Consider the following 21814-nt stretch of genomic DNA (forward strand, 5'->3'; position numbering starts at 1 on the left):
CGGACACCGCGGCCAGCGCACCGCCACCCGTGTGCATTCCGCCGCGCGGGTCGTCGTGCTTGTCTCCCTTGTCGTGCTCCTTGCTGTAGGAAGAGTCGTCGTGGTTCCAGTCTCCGCCGGTCGCGAAGGCGCCGGGAGCGCCGAGGGCGAGTACGGCCGATGCGGCTCCTGTGACCAGGAGCGTGCGAGCAGAACGCATCTGAGATTCCTTCCGTCACGGCCGGGCAGCTGGTGCTTCGTCAGCTGAGGTGACCCGGCCCCGACATGAATTACCGTCAGCCAACCGCCCGGCTCTCACCACTCAAGGCGCTCAGCCGGGTGAACGGTTCCGCCGGGACACTCCGGAGGAGGCACCGGTTTCAGGGCGGTGTCCGCCGACCGACCCGGCGTCAACTGACGTACGACTGCGCGCGGTTGAGAGTGGTTGACAGTGACCGCCCGGTCATCGGTCACGTGGGAGCAGGCGCACGAGCGACGCTACTCCTCCGGGTCGACGTGGGTGGGATCGGTCACCTCGGGCTGCTGGCGGCGCGAGCCGGGGGCGGCCCGGTCGGGGGTGGCCTGGCTGTGCGCGGACTGGGGCGGCGGGGGCGGCGAGGTGTCGCCGGGGGCGCCGATCCCGGCCGCGGGCAGGCGCAGGGCGAGCAGCGCGACGTCGTCACCGCGGGGCGCGATCCGCGCGAGCAGCTGGTCGCAGAAGTCGTCGACGCTCCACCCCTCGAGTCGGCGGACCAGGACGCCGGCGTGGTGGCGGAGCCGGGCCATGCCGAGGTCGATCGGGCGGTCGCGGCTCTCCACCAGACCGTCGGTGTAGAGCAGGAGGATGCTCTCCGGAGGGAGCTCCTCTCGTGCGTCGGGCCAGTCCAGACCGAGGCGCAGGGTGGCGCTCATGCCGATCAGCGGGCCGTGGCCGCCTTCCAGGTAGCGGGTGTCGCCGTCCCGGGTGATCAGCAGGGGCGGCGGGTGGCCCGCGTTGACCCAGTGGAGGCACCAGGGACCGCCTTCACGGCCTTCGACCCGGGCGAAGACGAGGGTGGCCATGGGCGCGTCGCTGGTGTTGGTGACGGCCTCGTCGAGGCGGCGCATGATCACACTGGGCGGCTCCTGGTGGTCCCAGGCCAGGGCGCGCAGCATGTTGCGGACCTCGGCCATGTGGGCGGCGGCCTGCAGGTCGTGCCCGACCACGTCGCCGATGACCAGGGCCATCACGCCGTCGGCGAGCAGGAAGGCGTCGTACCAGTCGCCGCCGACCTCCATGGCGCTCTCGGCGGGCCAGTAGCGGGCGGCCATGCGGACGTGGTCGACCTGCGGGAGGGGGGTCAGCAGCTGGCGCTGCATGGTCTCGGCGACGTTCTGCTGCTCGTGGTAGAGCCGGGCGTTGTCCAGGACCAGTCCGACGCGGCGGCCGATGTCGGCCAGCAGGGCGACCTCCGCCTCGGTGTGGGCCGGGTGGTCCCCGGCGCGGGCCACGGTGAGCATGCCGTAGGACCGTTGCCGGGTGCGGAGCGGGACGACGACGGCCGTGTGTCCGCCGAGCCGTTCGAACAGGATCCGGTGGGTGGCGGTGAGCGGGTCCTCCGGGGCGCGGAGCAGTTGCCCGGCGTTCAGCGCGACGGGCCGGTCGCCGTTGATCAGCCGGGTCAGCGCGGCGCGGGCCGGGTCCGGCAGCGAGGTCACCGGCCCCCGCAGCCGCCCCGCCCGGTGCGGGTGGGTGCTGCTGCGGACGGCGACCCGTTCGAGTACGTCCGACTGCCCCGGGTAGACGTCGACCGCCGCCCACTGGCCCAGTTCCGGCACCAGCAGCCGCAGGAGGCGGCGTAGCGTGGTCGAGATGCGCTCGGTGGGGACCAGCACCGTGGAGATCTCGGCGACCAGGTGCAGCTGGGCGCTGAGGGCCTCCAGGGCGGCGGCCCGTGCCTCGGTCTCCTCGGCGGCGCTGCGGTGCAGGCTGAAGTCGTGGAAGACGAACACCAACCCTTCCTGCCCGCTCTGGCCGACGAGCGGGGTGGCCGCCCAGATGATCGGGACCGTGGTGCCGTCGGACCGCAGGAAGTACTCCTCGCTTCCCGCCTCGGCGGGCGTTCCGTGCAGGGGGTTGCGCAGCCCGCACCGGTCGCGCGGCACGGGGGTGCCGTCGGCGTAGCGGTGCAGGAGGTCGTGGGCGTCGTGTCCGATCATGTCCTGGGCGGACCGCCCCAGCATCCGCTCGGCCCAGGGGTTCACCGAGGTGATCCGGGCGGCCCGGTCGAGGGTGAGCAGTCCCGCACCGAGATCGTGCAGGACGGCGCGGGCGAACTCGGACTCCCAGCGTGATGTCACGACCCTCACAGCCTTCTGATGCCACCCTTCCCGCCAGGTTCCCCCAGGTGGCGGGATGAACCGCCCCCAAGAGCCGGAGGAGGGTTCGGGTAGGCTCCCGGTGCCGATCTTGTGCAGGGGGTTGCGTGCATACCAGGACCACGACCGCGAGTACCGTGCTGACCTGTCTGCTGGCGGGGGCCCTCACGGTGGGGTGTGCCGGCGGCGGCTCCGGGAGCAGGTCCGCCGACGACCTGCTCGAGGACGCCAACGCCACGATGCGGGAGCTGCGGTCCGTGCGGGTCGACTCCACCAGCACGGCGGCCAAGGGCGGCACGGTCACCGTCCGGCTCGTGACCGACCTCGCCGGCCGGTGCACCGCGAGTACCACGTTCTCCCGGGGCGGCAGCCTCGACCAGATCCGGATCGGCGAGACCGACTACGTCCGCCCCGACCGCGCCTATCTGGAGAAGTGGAAGCCCGGGGGCGTCACCGGCGAACAGAAGCTGTGGATCAAGACTCCGGCGGACGCGGCGCAGCCCGGCGACGGGCTCTCCTCCTGCACACGTCCCTTCGAGTCCTTCGGTACGGCGAAGAAGGGGAGGACCACCCGCGTCGGCGACCGGGAGGCGGTCGAGCTGACCGTGACCGACGAGAAGGACAAGGGCGCGACGTACACCTTCTACGTCGCCGCTCAGGGCGAGCCGTACCTGCTCAGGGCGGTCTACGAGGGCTCCGAGTACGACACGACCACGTCCTTCGCCGACTTCGACGAGCCGCTGGACATCCGGCCGCCGAAGCCCGCCGAGGTGGTCGACGCCGACGAGGTGCTGCGGTGAGGTCCGTGCGCGGGGAGGGACTCCGCACCGAGCGGCTCGTGCTGCGCCAGTGGCGGGAGTCCGACCTGGCCCCGTGGGCCGCCATGAACGCCGACCCGGTCGTCCGCGAGCACTTCCCCGGGGTGCTCACCCGGGAGCAGAGCGACGCGTCCGTGGCCGGGTTCCGGGCCGACCTCGACCGGTGGGGCTGGGGATGGTGGGCGGTGGAGGTCGGTGCGACCGGTGAGTTCATCGGGTTCACCGGGCTCGATCCCGTGGAGGACGGCATGCCGTTCACCGGAGTGGAGGCCGGCTGGCGGCTGGCCCGTCCGGCCTGGGGGCACGGCTATGCCACCGAGGCCGCGCGGGCCGTGGTGGACTTCGCCTTCGAGGAGCTCGGGCTCGCGGAGGTCCTCGCGGTGACGACGGCCACCAATCTGCGCTCGCAGGCGGTCATGCGCCGTCTCTGCATGACCCGCGACCCGGCCGACGACTTCGACGACCCCGACGTGCCCGAGGGCCCGCTGCGTCGCAACGTGGTGTACCGGCTCCCGGCACCGGGCCGGCGGCCCGCCGACCGGTAGGTACGGCGGGGCGGGGCCCGGTCGTCTCGTACGGCGGTTGCCGCGTCGTCCGGCGCGGGATCAGGACGGGTGGCCGACGACCGTACCGTGCAGGTCGTCGGCGAGCCGTACCGCGGCCCTCATGCGCTTGCCGACCGGCTCCCGGTGCATCTCGAAGCTCTGGCAGACGGCCATGACGATCTCCAGCCCGTGCCGGCCGATCCGGCCCGGGTCCGCTCTCTCGGCCACCGGCAGCACCGGGTCGCTGTCCCACACCGTCACCTCCACCCGGTCCTCGGCCAGCTGCAGGTCGACCAGGGAGGGGCCGGGGGCGTACTTGCACGCGTTGGTCAGCAGCTCGCTGACCACCAGTTGCAGCACGTCCACCGCGCGGTCGGACACCGCGAGGCCCCCCACCGCGCGCACCTGCGCCAGGAAGCGCCGGGCCAGTTCCCTGCCCCGGGCGATGTCGCCGGGCCTGCCCTCGTACTCCGCCGACACTCTGACCAGCGCTTCCTTCAGCCGGTCCCCGTTCCGGGCAGCCCCGTCCATCCGATCCGCCCTCTTCCTGAGCCGTGACCGTTACGCCAGGCCGTCTACCCCGGAACCGGAGAAACACCGGATCCTGTGACCACGACGTCGAGCCGGGTGGCAGAGGGGCTGCCCGGCACCGGACTTGGGGGTGCCCACGTGGTGCACGACGGCAAGGAATCCGCGCGGAAGGCCGACCGGGGCCGGGCCCGGCCGGCGTGCCCGGTGGGTCGCGCGGCGGACGGGACGTGGCAGGTGCACGATTACGCCGTGGCACGTGAGCTGCTCCGCGGCCCGGGCACCGTGCAGGCCGGGCTCGGCATCGAGACGGTGGAGAAGCTCCCGCCGCGGGTCCGCCGGCCGGTGCTCTACCGGGACGGCCCCGAGCACCGCGAGCATCGCCGGCAGACCGCGCGCTTCTTCACTCCACGCCGGGTGGACGAGCACTACCGCGACCTGATGGTCCGTATCGCGGAGGAACAGCTGGCGACGCTGCGCGCGGCGGGCGAGGCACAGCTCTCCGACCTCGCCTTCAATCTGGCCATCGGTGTGGTGAGCGAGGTGATCGGCCTGCGTTACAGCAGGCCCGGCCTGCGCCGCAGGCTGGAGCGCTTCTTCCCGGAGGAGTTCGGCGAACCCGGACTGACCAGTGTGCGAGGCCTCTACTGGTTCGTGCGGCAGAACACCAACTGGCTCCGCATCCACCTGGCCGACGTCCGCCCCGCCGTCCGCGCGCACCGTCGCCGGGAGCACGACGACCTGATCTCCCATCTCCTCGCGGAGGGCTGCTCGGACGCGGAGATCCTCGGTGAGTGCCTGACGTTCGCCGCGGCCGGCATGGTGACCACGCGCGAGTTCGTCTCCCTGGCCGCCTGGCACCTGTTCTCGGACGCCGAGCTGCTCGCTCACTACCGCTCGGCGGACGAGGCGGGACGCCTCGCCACCCTCCAGGAGCTGCTGCGTCTGGAGCCCGTGATCGGCCGGCTGCGCCGACGGGCGACCCGGCCCGTCGAACTGGCCGGTCCCGACGGGCCGGTGACCGTGTGCCCCGGCGAGTACGTCGAGCTCCTCCTGGACGATGCCAACGCCGACCCCAAGGCCGTGGGCGACGATCCGCTGCTGGTCCGGCCCGCCCGGGCCGCGGAGCTCGGTGCGGGGCTGTCCTTCGGGGACGGGCCGCACCGGTGCCCGGGGGCGCACATCGCCCTCCTGGAGACCGACGTGTTCCTCAGCCGCCTGTTCGCCCTCGACGGCATCCGGATGAACGCGGAACCGCGCGTCGCGTTCCAGGAGGCGATCGGCGGCTACGAGATCCGTGGGCTGACCGTGTCACTCCCCCGGGCCGGCCGTCACTGACGGCCGGCCCGGAGTCCGTGCGGGGGCGGCGGGTGCCGGTACGGCGTCAGCCGCCCAGGGCGCCGAGGACGACGAGCTTGGCCTCGTCCTGCACCTGTCGGAGGTGGTCCGGCCCGCGGAACGACTCGCCGTAGATCTTGTAGACGTCCTCGGTGCCGGAGGGCCGGGCGGCGAACCAGGCGTTCTCGGTGGTCACCTTGATGCCGCCGATGGGGGCGCCGTTGCCCGGGGCCTCGGTGAGCACGGCGGTGACCGGCTCCCCGGCGAGGGTGTCGGCGGTGACCTGGGCCGGGGACAGCTTGGCCAGGCGGGCCTTCTCCTCGCGGGTGGCGGGGGCGTCGATGCGGGCGTAGGCGGGCTCGCCGAACCGGGCGGTGAGGGCGGCGTAGTGCTCGGAGGGGGTCTTGCCGGTGACGGCGGTGATCTCGGAGGCGAGCAGGGCGAGGATGATGCCGTCCTTGTCGGTGGTCCACACGGAGCCGTCCCGGCGCAGGAACGACGCCCCGGCGGACTCCTCGCCGCCGAAGCCGAGGGAGCCGTCGACCAGTCCGTCCACGAACCACTTGAAGCCCACGGGTACTTCGACCAGCCGGCGGCCGAGGTCGGCGGCGACCCGGTCGATCATGCCGGAGGACACCAGCGTCTTGCCGACACCGGCGTCGGCGGGCCAGTCGGTGCGGTGGGCGTAGAGGTAGGCGATGGCGGTGGCGAGGTAGTGGTTGGGGTTCATCAGACCGGCGTCCGGGGTGACGATGCCGTGCCGGTCGGCGTCGGCGTCGTTGCCGGTGGCGATGTCGAAGCGGTCGCGCCCCTCGATGAGGGAGGCCATCGCGTGCGGCGACGAGCAGTCCATGCGGATCTTGCCGTCCCAGTCCAGGGTCATGAACCGCCAGGTGGGATCGGTGAGCGGATTGACCACGGTCAGGTCGAGCCGGTGCTGCTCGGCGATGCGGCCCCAGTACGCGACGGAGGCACCGCCGAGCGGGTCGGCGCCGATCCGCACGCCGGCCGACCGGATCGCGTCGAGGTCCAGGACGCCGGGCAGGTCGCGGACGTAGGCGTCGAGGAAGTCGTGGCGGCCGGTGCCGGGCGCGGCGAGCGCCTGGGCGTAGGGGACGCGGCGTACGTCCTTCAGGCCGGCCGCGATGATCTCGTTGGCCCGGTCCTGGATCCAGGAGGTGGCGTCCGAGCCCGCGGGGCCGCCGCCCGGCGGGTTGTACTTGAAGCCGCCGTCGGCGGGCGGGTTGTGCGAGGGGGTGACGACCACGCCGTCGGCGAGGCCCGAGGTGCGGCCCCGGTTGTGGGTGAGGATGGCGTGGGAGACCGCCGGGGTGGGGGTGTAGCCGTCCGCGGTGTCCACGAGGACGGTCACGTCGTTGGCCGCGAACACCTCCAGCGCGGTGATCCGCGCCGGCTCGGACAGGGCGTGTGTGTCGGCGCCCAGGAAGAGCGGGCCGTCGGTGCCCTGTGCGGAGCGGTACTCGCAGATGGCCTGGCTGGTGGCGGCGATGTGGTCCTCGTTGAACGCCGCCACCAGGGACGAACCCCGGTGCCCGGACGTGCCGAAGGCCACGCGCTGGGCGGGCTCGGCCGGGTCCGGGTGCAGGGCGTAGTACGCCGTCACCAGCCGGGCGACGTCGATCAGGTCCTCGGGGCCGGCCGGCTTCCCCGCTCGGTCGTGCTGCATGCGCCCACTCCTCCGCATCGGTCGTGCATGTGCTCGCGCGGTCCATCTTCCCCCCTCCGGGGAGCGGTACCGGACGTTCCGGCCGGGGCCGGGGTGGTGAGCGCCGTGACCGGGGCGGAGGCAGCGTCAGATCCTGCCGCCCGTGAGCCTCGTGAGGGGACCGTGAGTGTGGCGTCCCGCCCGGCGGCCCACCGCGTACGACGCGGCGCTCAGTGCGGTGAGGCCGGCTCCCACACCCGCGGCGACGAGCCTGCGGTGGGCGACGACCGTCCACGCCGTCTTGGCCGTGGCCGCGACCTGCTCCGAGGCGGTGACGACCGCCTGGCGGCCGGCTTCGGCGCCCTTGGCCGCCGTCTGCACGGCACCGTTCGCGGCCCGGGCCGAACGCCGTGCCCCGGCCCTGGCCGCTGACGCCGTGTCACTGGCCTTGGACTCGACGGTTCGTGTGGTGACGGGCTTCTGGTTCATGTCCTTGTTCGAATCGCTCATGGACACCGCCTTGCCCCTCACTCCGACGGCAAACACGTACGGCGAACCGGGCGGTCCGCGCTCGGCGCGCGGGGCTCCGGCTCAGTCGGTCATGCCGTGGTCGGCGGGAGCTGGGCCGGGCTCACCTGTTCGCCCAGTACCCGGGCCATGAACTGCACCAGCCAGCGCTGTGCCGGGCTGCGCGAGGACTCGTGCCGTGCGTAGAGGGCGATTTCGATCGGCTCGGTCTCGAACGGCAGCCGCACCAGGCGCACTCGGTGGGAGGCGGTGAAGACCTCGCCGACGTACTCGGGGACGATGGCGACCAGGTCGGTCTGCTCCAGCAGGTAGGGCAGCATCGAGAACCGGGTGGCGTCCACCGCCACCCGCTCCAGGAGCCCGTGCACGGCCAGCACGGCTCTCGGCGCGACGTGCCCGCTGGGGCCGAAGACCGTCGCGTGGTGCTCGGCCCCGAGGTCGGCCAGCGTGACCTCGTCGCCCCGGATGCGCGGATGGTCGGCGGCGACCATCAGGACGTAGCGCTCCCGGAAGAGCGGGATGCGCACGGTCAGGTGCGAGGTGATCACCGGGGTGGCCACGAAGGCGTCGAGGTCACCGCGGCGCAGCTGGCTCTCGGCGTCCTCCACGTCGAAGGGGCGGACGGTGAACGACACCCCCGGCGCCTGCTCGCGCGCCGCGGCGAGCAGCCTCGGCAGGAGGGTGGCCTCGCCGAGGTCGGAGAGGGCGATCGTGAAGCGGCCCGACATGGTCCCGGCGTCGAAGGCGTCGCCCTGCCGGACCGTCCCGTCGATCTCCGCCAGGGCGCGCTGCAGCGGCTCGTACAGCCGCCGGGCGCCGGCCGTGGGCGTCAGGCCGCGTCCGTTGCGGCGGAACAGCTCGTCGTCGAAGTGCCGGCGGAGCTTGCCCAGGCTGTAGCTGACGGTGGGCTGCGTGACGTGGAGCGTCTCGGCGGTGGCCGTGACGCTGCCGGTCTCGTACAGGAGGACGAAGACACGGGCCAGGTTGAGATCGAAGGTGCCCATATCGATGCACTCTATATCGTGATGGCGAAACATTTATTGGTGCCCATGTCGCGGGATGCCTAGCGTGTCGGACGTCACTTCGAAAGGAACGTCCGTGCCATCCGTGCGTCGTGTCTCCCACGATTTCCTGGAGCGCCAGGGGCTCACCACCGTCTTCGGCAACCCGGGCTCCAACGAGCTGCCCTTCCTCGCCGAGCTGCCCGACGGCTTCCGCTACGTCCTCGGTCTGCACGAGGGCGCCGTCGTCGGCATGGCCGACGGCTACGCCCAGGCGACCGGCCGCCCGGTGCTGGTCAACCTGCACGCGGCCTCCGGTTCGGGCAACGCGATGGGCGCGCTGACGAACGCCGTGGCCTCCCGCACCCCGCTCGTGGTGGTGGCCGGCCAGCAGGTGCGCCCCGCCATCGGCCCGGAGGCCAACCTGGCCAGCGTCGACGCCCCGGCGCTGATGAAGCCCCTGGTCGGCTGGGCGGCGGAGCCGGCGTGCGCCGAGGACGTGCCGCGCGCCCTCGCCCAGGCCGTGTTCGAGGCGCGGTTGCAGCGGCGGCCGACGTACCTGTCCGTCCCCTACGACGACTGGTCCGCCGAGGTCGACGACAACGCCCTGGCCGTGCTCGACCGGCAGGTCCGGCGGGCCTCGGTGCCCGACGGCGAGCAGAGCCGCTGGCTCACCGAGCAGGTCGCCGCCGCCCGGCGGCCCGCCCTGGTGCTCGGCGGGGACATCGACTCGGCCGGTCTGTTCGACGACGCGGTCCGCCTGGCCGAACGGCTGGGTGGTCCGGTGTGGGCGGCGCCCTCGCAGTTCCGGCTGCCCTTCCCCAACCGGCACCCGCTGTTCCGGGGCGTGCTGCCCGCCGGGATCGCACCGATCTCGGAGGCCTTCGAGGGCCACGACCTGGTGCTCGTACTGGGCGCGCCGGTCTTCCGCTACCACGAGTACCTCCCCGGCCGGTATCTGCCCGAGGGCACCCGGCTGATCCAGGTGACGGAGGACGCCTCGGCCGCCGCGCGGGCGCCGATGGGCGAGGCGCTGGTCGCCCACCCGGGCGCGGTCGTCGACCTGCTGCTGAGGTCGCTCGACGCCCCCGGCTCGCCGGCCGGCGCGTACCGGGCGGTGCCGGAGCCGCTCACCGCCGAGGGGCCGGCCCTGCACCCGGAGCAGGTGTTCGCCGCGCTGCGCGACGAGCTGCCCGACGACACCGCGTACGTGGTCGAGTCGACCTCGACGAACTCCTCGTGGTGGCGCCAGATGGACCTGCGGCGCCCGGGCTCGTACTACTTCCCGGCGGCCGGCGGACTCGGCTTCGGCCTGCCCGGCGCGGTCGGGGTGGCGATGGCGCAGCCCGACCGCCCGGTCGTCGGGGTGATCGGCGACGGCTCGGCCAACTACGGCATCACCGCCCTGTGGACGGCCGCGCAGCACCGGGTCCCGCTGACCGTCGTGCTGCTGCGCAACGGCACGTACGGGGCGCTGCGCTGGTTCGGCGGCCTGCTCGGCGTGCCGGACGCGCCCGGGCTCGACATCCCGGGCCTGGACTTCACCCGCATCGCGGAGGGCTACGGCGTACGCGCCCGGCACGTGGGCGGCGTCGAGGAGCTGCGCGCCGCGCTCGCCGAGCGCGTGGACCACCCGCGTCTCATCCAGGTGGACACGGCGCTCACCACGCCCTCCTGATCCGACCGAACCGGCCGAGCGCCCGGAGCCGCTGACGCGCTCGGCACCCGAAGATCCCGAAGAAGGGGAAGCAGATGACACTCCTGGACAGCGACGTCTGGGGCGGGAAGTTCTTCAGCGACGGCTGGCGGGACTCCGGCTCGGAGCACCCGGTCGTCGAGCCGGCGACCGGTGACCGGCTCGGCGCGGTCGGCCTGGCCACCGCCGAGGACGCGGGCCGCGCCGCCACCCGGGCCGCCGAGGCGCAGAAGGCGTGGGCGGCGACCCCGCCGCAGCAGCGGGCCGCCGTGCTGCGCCGCGCGGGCGAGCTCTTCACCGAGCACGCCGCCGAGGTCGAGGACTGGCTGGTGCGCGAGGCCGGCTCGGTGCGGTCCAAGGCGGGCTTCGAGGTGGGGCTCGCGATCGGCGAGTGCTTCGAGTGCGCGGGGCTGCCGACGCACCCGCAGGGCGAGGTGCTCACCTCCGAGGAGGCCCGCTGGTCGCTCGCGCGCCGCCGCCCGGCCGGGGTGGTGAGCGTGATCGCGCCGTTCAACTTCCCGCTCATCCTCGGCCTGCGCTCCGTGGCCCCGGCGCTGGCCCTCGGCAACTCCGTGCTGCTCAAGCCCGACCCGCGCACCGCGGTCAGCGGCGGTGTAGTCATCGCCCGGATCCTCGAGGAGGCGGGGCTGCCCGCCGGCGTCCTGCACCTGCTGCCGGGCGACGGCGCGGTCGGCCGGGCGGTCGTGGAGGCTCCGGAGGTCCGGGTGATCTCCTTCACCGGCTCCACCCCGGTCGGGCGGATCATCGGTGAGCAGGCCGGGCGGCTGCTGAAGCGGGCCCACCTGGAGCTCGGCGGGAACAACGCGCTGGTCGTGCTGCCGGGCGCGGACGTGTCCAAGGCGGCCTCGGCGGGCGCGTTCGGCTCGTACCTGCACCAGGGTCAGATCTGCATGACGACCGGCCGGCACATCGTGCACGAGTCGCTGCTGGAGGAGTACACGGCCGCGCTCGCCGCGAAGGCCGAGGCCCTGCCGGTCGGTGACCCGGCCCGCGAGGACGTGGCGCTCGGCCCGATCATCGACCGCCGCCAGCTGGAGCGGGTGCACGGCATCGTCACGGACAGTGTGGCGGCGGGCGCGAAGGTCGCGGCGGGCGGCGAGATCGCCGGCGCCGGCTACCGCGCCACCGTGCTGAGCGGTCTGACGACCGACATGCCGGCGTGGCGCGAGGAGATCTTCGGCCCGGTCGCCCCCGTGATCGGCTTCTCCACCCTCGAGGAGGCCGCACGGATCGTCAACGACTGCGAGTACGGGCTGTCCGTCGGCATCCTCGGGGACGTCGGGACGGCGATGAAGCTCGCCGACCGGATCGACTCCGGCAAGGTCCACATCAACGAGCAGACCGTGAACGACGAACCCAACGCCCCCTTCGGCGGGGTCAAGGCCTCCGGCACCGGGTCCCGTTTCGGCGGTGCCGCGGCCAACGTCGAGGCGTTCACGGAGACCCAGTGGGTCACGGTCCGCCCGGACATCGCCGACTACCCGTTCTGATCCTTCCGGCCACCCCGCCGCCCGCCACCCGGCCGCCCCGGCCGTTCCGGCTCCGCTCACTCACACCCGTCCCCGGGGGGAGAGTCCCATGACTTCCGCCACCACGTCCGACGCGCCCGCGCAGACCGGCAGCGCCGGCACCGGCAGATGGACGGTGATCCTGTGCTGGATCACCGTCCTGCTCGAGGGCTACGACCTCGTCGTCCTCGGCGCCATCATCCCCACCCTGCTCAAGACCCACCACCTCGGCATGACCGCCGGCGACGCGACCACCATCGCGACGCTCTCCCTCGTGGGCGTCGCCATCGGCGCGGTCTGCGTCGGTCCGCTGGCCGACCGACTGGGGCGCCGCCGCCTGCTCATCGGGTCGGTGGTGGTGTTCTCGCTGTTCACCATCGTGGTGCCGCTGGCCGACTCCGTGGCGATGTTCGCCGCGCTGCGCCTGCTCGCCGGTCTGGGCCTGGGCGCGTGCATGCCGGTCTCGCTCACGATGATGGCCGAGCACATGCCGGCCAGCCGCCGGGCGCGGGCCAGCACACTGACGATGACCGGCTACCACACCGGTGCGGTGATCACCTCGCTGCTGGCCCTGCAGGTGACCGACAACTGGGAGATCCTCTTCTACCTGCTCGGCGTCGTCGGCCTCGTCGTCGCCGCCATCCAGTGGTTCAAGCTGCCGGAGTCGGAGGCCTTCGTGCGGGCCAAGCAGGACGGGGCACAGCGGGTCCCGTTCACCGAGCTGCTCAAGCCGGCGTACCTGCGCGCGGGCATCGGCATCTGGGTGGCGTCGTTCATGGGCCTGCTGCTGGTCTACGGCCTCAACACGTGGCTGCCGAAGCTGATGAACGACGCCGGCTACCCCGTGCCGACGGCCGTGACCCAGCTCCTGGTGCTCAACATCGGCGGCGTCGTCGGCCTGGTCCTCGGCGGGTTCGTGGCCGACCGGCGGGGCATCAAGGGCACCACCATGGTCTGGTTCGCGGTGTCGGTGGGCATGCTGGCGTGCCTGAGCATCAAGATGGAGAGCGACCTGCTGCTCAACGTCGTCGTCTTCTTCACCGGCGTGTTCGTCTTCTCGGCCATGGTGCTCGTCTACGCCTACGTGACGCACTTCTACCCGGCGTCCGTGCGGAGCACCGCGCTCGGTTCGGCGTCCGGCATCGGCCGGATCGGGTCGATCGTCGGCCCTTCGATCACCGGCGCCCTGGTCTCCTCGGGGATCGGTCACCCGTGGGGCTTCTACTTCTTCGCCGCGGTGGCGGTCCTCGGTTTCCTGGCCGTGCTCTCGCTGCCGCGCGCTGCGGCGGGCGGTCCGGCGGAGGCCGTGGAGCCGGCCGTCTGAGGTCTGCGGGCACGCGTGAAGGGAGCAGCCGGGTGACTCACCCGGCTGCTCCCGTCGTGCTGCTTGGGTTCTTCTCGCCGTGTTCCGGGGCGCGGCGCGCTCAGTCGCGGTCCACGTGCTCGCGCAGGATCTTGCCGTTCGTCGCGTCGACGTCCAGCGTCGTCTTGTCCCAGGTGTCGGTCGACACCACGTCGACGGACCACAGGATCTGCTGGTCGTCGTTCTCGTCCAGCTCGATGCCGGTGACGGTGCCCTTGGTCTTGTCGGTGGCCACCTTCACGGCCTGCTCCGGCGTCTGGGTCGCCTTCTTCAGCATGTCGGCGGCCTCCTGCTTGTCGTCCGCGTCCTGGTCCTCTGCCTGGGTGCGGAAGACCTTGCCGGAGACCGCGTCGACGTCGATCCGGTGCATCGTGCCGTCGGGGGCGGCGACCTTGGCCTCCCACTCCGGGGCGCCCTGGCTGGGTGCCGGGTTCGGCATGCTGGGGCTGGGCGAGCCGGTCGACGAGGTCGCCTCGGCGGACGTGGGCTTCAGTTCGAGTTCGACGAGTTTGCCCTCGGGGACCTCCTTGACGGCGGTGTCGGCCGCCTTGTCCCAGGTGACCTTCGCCTTCGGAACCAGGGCCTCGCGCTCGGCCTGGTCGTCGGTCAGGGTCTCCGAAGGAGACGGGGAGGTGGTGGTGGTGTTGGTCGGGGATGCCGTGTCGGCAGGGGGAGTGGTCTGAGCCGCCTCGGCGACACTGGAACGGGTCGTGTCGGCGTTCGTGCAGCCGGTCATCAGGAGGGCGGAGCCGCCCAGGGCACAGATGACGGCCATCGAACGAAGAGGCGGAAGACGTCGCACAGAGCTCATACACCTCTCGGTAACCGTACGAGCCGACGCCATACCGGGTGCGGGGGGAGAACCACCCCAATGGCCGACCCGCTCAGCGGACCGGTGCGAACGCCGCCCGGTCGGCCGCCGTGACGGTCCCGGGGGGACACGGGCCGACGGGGTGGGGCCCGGTGCGTTCCAGCCACTCCCGGTACGCGGTGGACTGGCGGGCCACCTCCCAGTACGCCTCCTCCAGCGCCGGGTAGACGGCGTCCAGCTCCGCCCGGGTGCGCGCGGCCAGCAGCAGGCGTACGCCGAGCGGGTCGCCGTACAGGCGTCGCACCGCCATGTCGGGGCGCGACTGGGAGCTGGGCTGGCAGACGGTCACGACCTCGCCGGTGGCGACGAGGGACGCGGCGGTGTGGTAGTCGCCGTGCAGGACACGGGGGTTGAGGCCGACCGCGCGCAGCATGCGGTGCACGCCGTCCCACTCGCCGTCGACGGTGGGGTCGACCATCCAGCGGTCGTCGGCCAGGTCGGCGAGGCGGACGGCGGAGCGGGCGGCCGCCGGATGGTCGGCGGGCAGCATGACGAACTGGGGCTCGCGCTCGACGAGGACCCGCAGCCTCAGTCCCTCGGGAACGCGCAGCGGACAGCCCTCGACCTCGTGCACGAAGGCCACGTCGAGCTGCCCGTCGGTGACCCGGCGCAGCAGTGCGTTGGCGGAGACGTCCATCTGGAGCGTCGGTTCGAGCCCCGGCTGTCTGAGCCGGCGCAGCCAGCCGGCCAGGGCGCGGCTGGCCGTGGAGCCGACGCGCAGTCTGCTGTCGCCGCCGGCCGCGGCGGCGCGGGCCTCGCGGACCAGGGTGTGCATGTCGGCCAGCAGCGGACGGGCCCGGCCGAGGACCGTCCGGCCGAGCGGGGTGGGGCGGCAGCCGGTGCGTTCCCGGGTGAACAGGGGGCCGCCCAGGGCCTGTTCGATGCGGCTCAACTGGGTGCTCAACGTGGGCTGGGTGACGCCGAGTTGACGTGCCGCCCGGTGCAGGCTGCCGGCGTCGGCGATGGCGCACAGTGCGCGGAGGTGCCTCACCTCGAGCTCCATGCAGGGAGCGTAGAGCGGAACAGTTGGTTGCGCCAGGTGAACAAAACGCGGCGGATCAGGGCGAGTTCTGCACTCCGGTCGAAGCTGATCTCCCGGGCCGCCCGGGTCCGCCCGGGGGCCTCCCGATGCCGGCCGGTCCGAGGTGATAGCCCCGTCCTATCGCCTGCTGCCATCATCACAGCGGGCTCATGGGCGCTCCACACTCACCGGTGACGACTTCTCTCCCCACTCCCCCACACAAGGAGTCATCGATGCGTGTCAGTCTGCCCCTGCTGTCCACGGCGGTCGGTCTCGGCCTGACGGCGGCCGTGCTCGGCACCGGTCCCGCCGCGACGGTCACCGCGCCCCAGGCCCCGGACCGGGCCGCCACCGTCGGCTACGAGGCGTCGGCCGGTTCCGGCGAAGACGCCCGGAACAACCGGGCGTTCTTCGAGGCGGTCATCAGGTCCGTCGCCGAGAAGCGCGCCGCCAACCCGACCTCGACGGCTGCGGTCACCGTCTACTACAGCGCCACCAACGCACCCAGCTTCCGCTCGCAGATATCCCGCTCCACCTCGATCTGGAACAGCTCCGTGACCAACGTGCGCCTCCAGGAGAGAAGTTCCGGTGCGGACTTCGCGTACTACGAGGGCAACGACTCGCGCGGCTCGTACGCCTCCACGGACGGGCACGGCAACGGCTACATCTTCCTCGACTACCGGCAGAACCAGCAGTACGACTCGACCCGCGTGACCGCCCACGAGACCGGGCACGTGCTCGGACTGCCCGACCACTACTCCGGCCCGTGCAGCGAGCTGATGTCGGGCGGCGGCCCCGGCCCGTCCTGCACCAACGCCTACCCGAACGCCAACGAGCGCAGCCGGGTGAACCAGTTGTGGGCCTACGGCTTCCAGGCCGCCCTCGACAAGGCGCTGCAGAAGACCTCCCAGCGCTGAGCGCCTGAGACGGACGTGCGCGGGAAGGGCCCGGTCGGGCCGTTCCCGCGCACGTCCGCGTGCCCGAAGACCCGGCTCACGGCCCGGGGCGGGTGTTCCGGACCGCCTGCGAGTGTTCCGGCAGGGCGGCGAGCACGGCGCGGTGGACGGCCCTGGCCAGCCGGGCGCCCCACTCGGAACGGGGGCCGGCGAAGGAGTGCACCTCCGCTCCGGGCCGCGGGGCGCGGGCGGCGACGCACACGGCGTCGGTGGGCGTGCCGGAGCAGTCGAGGCCCGAGTCCAGCAGGGCCTGCACCTTGGCCTCGGTCGCCGTCATCACCGCGTTGACCAGGGCGGCGTCGCTCAGTGCCACCGGCAGTGCGACGACGATGTTGATCGTCCCCGGTACGGCGGTCCCCGGGGTGCCTTCCTGCGACGAGGCCGCCCACCCTCGTACCGAGACGCCGGCGGTCACCACGGCTTCCGCGCCGCCGTCCCGTGCACGGCCGGCGGCGGACACGTCGGCGGCCGTCATCAGGCCCACGCCGGACCCCCGGGCGCCGGCGGCGAGGGCGAGGTCGGTCAGGTGCCGAGCGGGGTCGGTGCGCCGGTAGCCGTGGCCCACCTGGGCGTTGAGCACCCATGCGCGCTCGGCGATCCCGCCGCCCAGCACGGCGCTGCTGGCCATCCGCCAGCCCGGGCCGGGGCGCCACAACAGCGCGTGCAGCCGTTCCCCGTCCTCCGTCCGCGTCAGGCGCTCGGGGTTCAGCAGGCCCGGCCCGGTACGGGGCGGTGGCAGGAGGGCGGGCACCGGTCGGGCTCCTCGCGGGGTTCGGGGGACGGACCGGATGATCGTACTCAGCTCGGTGCTCGCCGCATCCGGCCCGCGCGGCCTCGGCTCCCCGACTCCCCTGCTCCCCTGCTCCTCGGACGGCAGCAGCGCATTGCGGACCCGGCCCCGGGCCCTTTCACTGAACTCAACTTCGCCACCAGGCGTCGGATCGGAGGCCGCAATGCTGTCCCACACCCTGGAGCATGGGGTCCTGGTCATCACCGTGGACGAGGACCCGGGAATCGCCGGGCGAGCCACGCTGACCACGCACATCACCAACCTGGTCGACGCCCACCAGCCGACCCCCGTCGTCATCGTTCTCGCCGATCAGGCCGCCGGGCACGCCGCGGTCAGTGCCGTACTCAGAGCCCACCAGTGGTGCGGCCGGCTCGGGGTCCTGATGTCCGTCGTGACCCACAGCGCGCCGGTCCGGCGGCTGCTGGAGAACAACGCCGACTCCTCGGGACCGCGCCTGGTCGTACACGCCCGCGTCGACACCGCCATCGCCACCGCGTTCACCGCGGCGGTCTAACGGGCGTGACGGGCGTACGGGAACCCGGCGGTCACGCGCCGTGCCGGCGCAGCGCGTGACCGCCGCCCGTCACTGCCGGCCGAGCCAGAGGTCGGGGCCGAAGACCTCGTAGTGGATGGCGTCCGCGGGCACGCCGCGGCGCAGCAGTTCGCCGCGGACGGCGCGCATGAACGGGACCGGGCCGCACAGGTAGACCGTGAGCCCCTCGGGCAGTTCGAGGCCGTCGAGGTCGACGCGGCCGGCCGATGCCTCGGGTGCGGCGTCACCGGGCTCCTCGTACCAGAGGTGGAGCCGGGCGTCCGGGAGCGCGCGTATCAGGTCGAGCTGCTCCTGCCGGTGCGCGTGGTCGGCGGGGGCGCGGTCGGCGTGGACGACGGTCACGGGGCGGTCGGCCCCGGTGGCGGCCAGGTGGTCCAGCATGGCCAGCATGGGGGTGACGCCGATTCCGGCGGAGGCCAGCAGCAGCGGGCCGTCGTCCTCGGCCAGGGCCAGGTCGCCGAAGGGGGCGGACACGGTGAGCACGTCACCCACGCGCGTGTTGGCGTGGAGCCAGGAAGAGACCTCGCCGTCCGGCTGCCCGTCGCCCTGGACGCGCTTGACGGTGATGCGCAGGTCGGACCGGCCGGGCGCGGCGGACAGGCTGTACTGGCGGATCTGCCGGGAGCCGTCCGGCAGTTGGGACTGGACGCTGACGTACTGGCCCGGACGGAACGGCTGCGCGGGGCGGTCGTCGGCCGGCCGCAGGACGAAGGAGACCGCGTCGGGGCTCTCCTCGCGCCGCTCGACCACCTCCATGGGGCGCCAGACCTCGCCCTCGGTGACCTGCGCCTCCTGGTAGAGGCGGGCCTCGACGGCCACGAGGGCGTTGGCCATCAGCCAGTAGACCTCGTCCCAGGCCGCGGCGACCTCGGGGGTGACGGCGTCGCCGAGCACCTCCGCGATCGCGGCGAACAGATGGCGGTGGACGATCTTGTACTGGTCGGACGTGATGCCGAGGGAGGCGTGCTTGTGCGCGATCCTGGACAGCATCGCGTCCGGCCGGGCGTCGGGGCGCTCCAGCAGCATGCCGGCGAACGCGGCGATGGAGCCCGCCAGGGCCCGCTGCTGCTCTCCGTTGGCCTGGTTCCCGCGGTTGAACAGGTCCCGCAGCAGTTCGGGGTGGGCGTCGAACAGCTTCCGGTAGAACAGCTCGGTGATGTCACCGATGGCCGCTCCTACCGCCGGAAGGGTGGCCCGGACCACGGGGACGGACTGTTCGGAGAGCACGGCGACTCCTTAATTGGTAGATGAGATTCGTGTTTTACGTCACAGGCCGGCGCCCGGCGGCCACCCGTCCGTCAGGCGGAGGGGCGGTCCGTCAGACCGATCAGGACCGGGCCGGTCGGCGAGGCGACGAGGTCGGCCACGGTCAGCGGGTCGAGCGCCGCGTAGAACGCCTCCTGGGCGTCACGCAGCGCGCCGCGCAGCCGGCAGGCCCCGCGCAGCGGGCACGGCGAGTCGCCCTCGCAGGCCACCACCTCGCCGTCGCCCTCCAGTTCGCGCACCAGCCAGCCGACCGAGGCGCGCCGGCCCAGATCGGTGAGCGTCAGACCGCCGCCGCGACCGCGCCGCGCCTCCACCACGCCGAGGTGCTGCAGCCGTGTGATGGCCTTCGCCGCGTGTGTGTACGGCACCCCCACGACCTCGGCCACTTCGCGGGTGACCGGCAGGTCGTCACCGTCCCCCAGGACCGCCAGGCGCATGACGGAACGCAGCGCCAGGTCGGTGAACTTCGTCAGCCTCACGTCCAGGACGCTATCAAATACGCATGCTAGATTCGCCTTTACTTCGGCGGTGGGCCTGTGCGATGCGTCACGACGGCCAGGGCCGGGGTCGGCCGCCCACCAGGGCGGTGCGTCGGCGCAGTCGAGCACTTCGGACGGTGACAGGCGGATGGCAGCGGAAGACAGCGGTTCCTTCCTCCCGGCGGCGGGTCCGTCGGCGGAGCCTCCTCTCCCCCGGGTCCTGTGCGACACCGCGGCGCTCCTGCCGCCCGGCGGCGACGCGGCGGCCGGCGCCCTGTGGAAGCTCGCGGAGCCGGGGCGGCAGCTCGACGCCAACGTCGTCCGCATCCCCGCGGCGGGACGGGTCGGCACCCACACCGAACCGGACCTCGACGTCCTGCTGCTCGTCCTCGACGGCGCGGCCACCCTCCTGTGCACCGACGGCGAGCGTCCCCTGGGCACGGGCGTCCTGACCTGGCTGCCCCACGGCTCGACGCGCGGCGTCCTGGCCGGCCCGGACGGGGTGACGTACCTGACGGTGCACCGGCGCCGCCCCGGCATGCGGATCCAGCCGCCCGAAGCCGCCGACCGGCTCCGGCCGGACGGCGGCTGACACCGGGGTCAGCGGGCCGGTGCGGGCCGGCGCAGGCGTCCGTCGTGCACCTCGGCGACCCGGTCGGCCGCGGCCAGATGGGCGTGGTCGTGGGTGACCAGCACGGTGGCGGTAGCCCGCTCCCGGGTGAGGCGGGTGAGGAGGCCGACGACCGCGGCGCCCCGCTCGTGGTCGAGGGCGCTGGTGGGTTCGTCGACGAGCAGCACACCGGGGTCGTTCATCAGGGCCCGGGCGATGTTGACGCGCTGGCGCTGACCGCCGGAGAGCTGGTGGGGGCGGCGGCCGGCCCGGTCCGCCATCCCGACGGCGTCGAGGAGCTCCAGCGCCCGGCCCCGGGCGGCGCGCGGCCTGCGTCCGTCGATGTGGGCCATCACCTGGAGCTGCTCGGCCGCGGTCAGTGACGGCAGGAGGTTGGCCTGCTGGAAGACGATGCCGATCCGGTGCCGGCGCAGGTCGGCCAGGTCCCCCCGGCTCATCCCGGTGGTGTCGGTGCCGTCGACGGTGACGGTGCCGGCGTCGGGGGTGATGAGGGTGGCGGCGACGGCGAGCAGGCTGGACTTGCCCGAGCCGGAGGGCCCGATGACGGCGGTGAGCGTGCCGCGCGGGGCATCCAGGGTGACCCGGTCGAGGGCGGTCAGACGGCCGTCGCCGTCGGGGTAGGTCAGGGTGATGTCGGTCAGACGCAGGCTCATCGGGCGCTCCCCAGGGCGGTCAACGGGTCGACGGAGGTGATACGGCGGACGGCGAGGCCCGCGCCGAGCCCACCGAGCAGGACCATCACGGCGGCCGGGGCCAGGACGGTGGCGGGAGTGAGAACGAAGGGGACGGCCGAGCCGGACACCGCGGCACCGATCGCGGCGGCGGCGGCCGTACCGACGAGGGTGCCGCCGGCCAGCAGGACGACGGCCTGGCCGAGCGCGTCGCGCAGCAGCCCGGCGGTGGTGGCGCCCAGGGCCTTCAGCACGGCGATGTCGCCGCTGCGCTGGATCGTCCACACGGTGAAGAAGGCGCCGACGACCAGGGCGGAGATGGCGAACAGGAAGCCGCGCATCAGTTGCAGCGAGCCGTTCTCGGAGGTGTAGGAGCCGATCGCGGAGAGCGATGCGTCCCGCGTCACGGTCTCGGTGCCCGCCGCCCGGTCCGTCGCCGCGAGGTCGGCGCCGGAGGAGGTGTCCAGGGCGATCACCGTCGCGGCGGGCCCGTCGGTGCCCGCGGTGGGTGGGGCGAGGGCCTGCCAGGTGCGCAGGCTCGTCCACACCACGGGGGTGTGGCTGAAGGAGAGGTCACGGTCGGTGACGGCGACGGTCAGCGGCCGGCCGGCGAGGGTGACGGTGTCGCCCGCGCGCACGCCGAGTTCACCGGCCGCCGCGGGCGGCATCGACGCCGTACGGTCGTCGATGCGGGCGTCGCCGGGCGCCAGGCGCGAGCCGGGGGCGACGCCGAACACGGACACCCCCGTGCTCCGGTCACCCGCGGTGGCCCTGGTGGTGGTGATGCCCAGGGGCTCGGCAGCGCGGACGCCGGGTGCCTTCGCCCACTGGCGCCACTGCGCCTCGGTGACGGTGGAGTTCGCGTACGACAGGTCCTGACCGCCGCTCGGCGCGGCGAAGGCGATGCGGTCGGCGGGCAGGGACGTGACGGCGGAGACGTTCTCCCGGGCCAGGCCGGCGGTCAGACCGGACAGCAGCCCGACGAGCAGGGTGATCAGTACGACGACGCTGCCCATCAGGGCGAAGCGCCCCTTGGCGAACGTCAGATCTCTCAAGGCGACAAACACGTCCTCGCCCGGCCTTTCGTGTGAACAACCTCGACTGAATGTCCTCGACAACGTCGACGACAGGACAACGGTGGGCGCTCGGGGGCCTCGTGGGCATCGCCCCTGGGCGGGGACTTCCAGGGCCGAAGGGTGCGGTCGGACTTGCATCTTTCGGCAGATG

21 protein-coding genes and 1 pseudogene are annotated in these 21814 nt (G+C 73.1%); 9 read left to right on the forward strand and 13 right to left on the reverse strand.

What is annotated here, in order from left to right; all coding sequences use genetic code 11:
• Together ACIGO6_RS25520 and ACIGO6_RS25525 are read right to left on the reverse strand one after the other, a co-directional pair.
• Positions 1-199 (reverse strand): annotated as a pseudogene (locus ACIGO6_RS25520) (hypothetical protein); the annotation flags it as partial.
• A gap of 278 nt (positions 200-477) precedes the next feature.
• Positions 478-2328, reverse strand: coding sequence for a SpoIIE family protein phosphatase (locus tag ACIGO6_RS25525; protein WP_399879850.1), 1851 nt, complete (start codon positions 2326-2328; stop codon positions 478-480).
• A gap of 116 nt (positions 2329-2444) precedes the next feature.
• Between ACIGO6_RS25525 and ACIGO6_RS25530 the strand changes: the two genes are divergently transcribed.
• Positions 2445-3137, forward strand: a complete 693-nt coding sequence (locus ACIGO6_RS25530; RefSeq protein ID WP_399879852.1) for a hypothetical protein — start codon at positions 2445-2447, stop codon at positions 3135-3137.
• Entirely contained in the window at positions 3134-3700 is a 567-nt protein-coding gene (locus tag ACIGO6_RS25535; RefSeq protein WP_399879853.1) for a GNAT family N-acetyltransferase, read from the forward strand. The genes ACIGO6_RS25530 and ACIGO6_RS25535 overlap by 4 nt, the downstream gene beginning before the upstream one ends.
• A gap of 60 nt (positions 3701-3760) precedes the next feature.
• Here ACIGO6_RS25535 and ACIGO6_RS25540 read toward each other — a convergent pair whose 3' ends face one another.
• Complete coding sequence (locus ACIGO6_RS25540; RefSeq protein WP_399879855.1) at positions 3761-4231, reverse strand: ATP-binding protein; 471 nt, start codon at positions 4229-4231, stop codon at positions 3761-3763.
• Between the two features lie 138 nt (positions 4232-4369).
• On the opposite strand from ACIGO6_RS25540, the gene ACIGO6_RS25545 reads away from it, so the two are divergent.
• On the forward strand, positions 4370-5566 hold the full coding sequence (locus ACIGO6_RS25545; protein ID WP_399880095.1) for a cytochrome P450: 1197 nt from the start codon (positions 4370-4372) through the stop codon (positions 5564-5566).
• Between the two features lie 46 nt (positions 5567-5612).
• Here the strand turns inward: ACIGO6_RS25545 and pgm are convergent, their stop codons facing one another.
• The 3 genes from pgm to ACIGO6_RS25560 all read right to left on the reverse strand — a co-directional run bounded on the left by pgm (position 5613) and on the right by ACIGO6_RS25560 (position 8764).
• Positions 5613-7253, reverse strand: a complete 1641-nt coding sequence (gene pgm / locus ACIGO6_RS25550; RefSeq protein WP_399879857.1) for a phosphoglucomutase (alpha-D-glucose-1,6-bisphosphate-dependent) — start codon at positions 7251-7253, stop codon at positions 5613-5615.
• Between the two features lie 126 nt (positions 7254-7379).
• Positions 7380-7742 (reverse strand): hypothetical protein, encoded by a 363-nt coding sequence (locus ACIGO6_RS25555; protein WP_399879859.1) that lies wholly within the window; start codon positions 7740-7742, stop codon positions 7380-7382.
• 89 nt (positions 7743-7831) lie between these two features.
• Complete coding sequence (locus ACIGO6_RS25560) at positions 7832-8764, reverse strand: LysR substrate-binding domain-containing protein (RefSeq protein ID WP_399879861.1); 933 nt, start codon at positions 8762-8764, stop codon at positions 7832-7834.
• A 94-nt stretch (positions 8765-8858) separates the two neighbouring features.
• Between ACIGO6_RS25560 and mdlC the strand changes: the two genes are divergently transcribed.
• The 3 genes from mdlC to ACIGO6_RS25575 all read left to right on the forward strand — a co-directional run bounded on the left by mdlC (position 8859) and on the right by ACIGO6_RS25575 (position 13310).
• Positions 8859-10439 (forward strand): benzoylformate decarboxylase, encoded by a 1581-nt coding sequence (gene mdlC, locus ACIGO6_RS25565; protein ID WP_399879863.1) that lies wholly within the window; start codon positions 8859-8861, stop codon positions 10437-10439.
• Positions 10440-10513: 74 nt separating this feature from the next.
• Positions 10514-11968, forward strand: a complete 1455-nt coding sequence (locus ACIGO6_RS25570; protein WP_399879865.1) for a benzaldehyde dehydrogenase — start codon at positions 10514-10516, stop codon at positions 11966-11968.
• 88 nt (positions 11969-12056) lie between these two features.
• The gene (locus ACIGO6_RS25575) at positions 12057-13310 is read left to right on the forward strand and encodes an MFS transporter (protein WP_399879867.1); all 1254 of its coding nucleotides are present in this window, start codon (positions 12057-12059) and stop codon (positions 13308-13310) included.
• 100 nt (positions 13311-13410) lie between these two features.
• Here the strand turns inward: ACIGO6_RS25575 and ACIGO6_RS25580 are convergent, their stop codons facing one another.
• Positions 13411-14124 carry a PepSY domain-containing protein gene (locus ACIGO6_RS25580; protein WP_399879868.1) on the reverse strand — a complete coding sequence of 238 codons (714 nt, stop codon included), beginning with the start codon at positions 14122-14124 and terminating at the stop codon, positions 13411-13413.
• Positions 14125-14233: 109 nt separating this feature from the next.
• The gene (locus ACIGO6_RS25585; protein ID WP_399879869.1) at positions 14234-15223 is read right to left on the reverse strand and encodes a LysR substrate-binding domain-containing protein; all 990 of its coding nucleotides are present in this window, start codon (positions 15221-15223) and stop codon (positions 14234-14236) included.
• A gap of 251 nt (positions 15224-15474) precedes the next feature.
• On the opposite strand from ACIGO6_RS25585, the gene snpA reads away from it, so the two are divergent.
• The gene (gene snpA, locus ACIGO6_RS25590; RefSeq protein ID WP_399879871.1) at positions 15475-16158 is read left to right on the forward strand and encodes a snapalysin; all 684 of its coding nucleotides are present in this window, start codon (positions 15475-15477) and stop codon (positions 16156-16158) included.
• Between the two features lie 76 nt (positions 16159-16234).
• Here snpA and ACIGO6_RS25595 read toward each other — a convergent pair whose 3' ends face one another.
• On the reverse strand, positions 16235-16948 hold the full coding sequence (locus tag ACIGO6_RS25595; protein ID WP_399879873.1) for an adenosylcobinamide amidohydrolase: 714 nt from the start codon (positions 16946-16948) through the stop codon (positions 16235-16237).
• A 202-nt stretch (positions 16949-17150) separates the two neighbouring features.
• Here ACIGO6_RS25595 and ACIGO6_RS25600 point away from each other — a divergent pair, with 202 nt between their 5' ends.
• Positions 17151-17501 carry a hypothetical protein gene (locus tag ACIGO6_RS25600; RefSeq protein ID WP_399879874.1) on the forward strand — a complete coding sequence of 117 codons (351 nt, stop codon included), beginning with the start codon at positions 17151-17153 and terminating at the stop codon, positions 17499-17501.
• Between the two features lie 69 nt (positions 17502-17570).
• Here ACIGO6_RS25600 and ACIGO6_RS25605 read toward each other — a convergent pair whose 3' ends face one another.
• Positions 17571-18767: a globin domain-containing protein gene (locus tag ACIGO6_RS25605; RefSeq protein WP_399879876.1), complete on the reverse strand. Its 1197-nt coding sequence runs from the start codon at positions 18765-18767 to the stop codon at positions 17571-17573.
• 71 nt (positions 18768-18838) lie between these two features.
• Entirely contained in the window at positions 18839-19285 is a 447-nt protein-coding gene (gene nsrR / locus ACIGO6_RS25610; RefSeq protein ID WP_399879878.1) for a nitric oxide-sensing transcriptional repressor NsrR, read from the reverse strand.
• Between the two features lie 148 nt (positions 19286-19433).
• On the opposite strand from nsrR, the gene ACIGO6_RS25615 reads away from it, so the two are divergent.
• Positions 19434-19877: a hypothetical protein gene (locus ACIGO6_RS25615; RefSeq protein ID WP_399879880.1), complete on the forward strand. Its 444-nt coding sequence runs from the start codon at positions 19434-19436 to the stop codon at positions 19875-19877.
• Positions 19878-19885: 8 nt separating this feature from the next.
• On the opposite strand, the gene ACIGO6_RS25620 is transcribed toward ACIGO6_RS25615, so the two are convergent.
• Positions 19886-20569, reverse strand: a complete 684-nt coding sequence (locus ACIGO6_RS25620; protein WP_399879881.1) for an ABC transporter ATP-binding protein — start codon at positions 20567-20569, stop codon at positions 19886-19888.
• On the reverse strand, positions 20566-21654 hold the full coding sequence (locus ACIGO6_RS25625; protein WP_399879882.1) for an ABC transporter permease: 1089 nt from the start codon (positions 21652-21654) through the stop codon (positions 20566-20568). Before ACIGO6_RS25625 ends, ACIGO6_RS25620 begins: the two co-directional genes overlap by 4 nt.
• Positions 21655-21814 lie beyond the last annotated feature (160 nt).

Origin of the sequence: Streptomyces sp. NPDC053750 (genome assembly GCF_044544295.1) — a bacterium.
Taxonomy (GTDB): Bacteria; Actinomycetota; Actinomycetes; order Streptomycetales; family Streptomycetaceae; genus Streptomyces.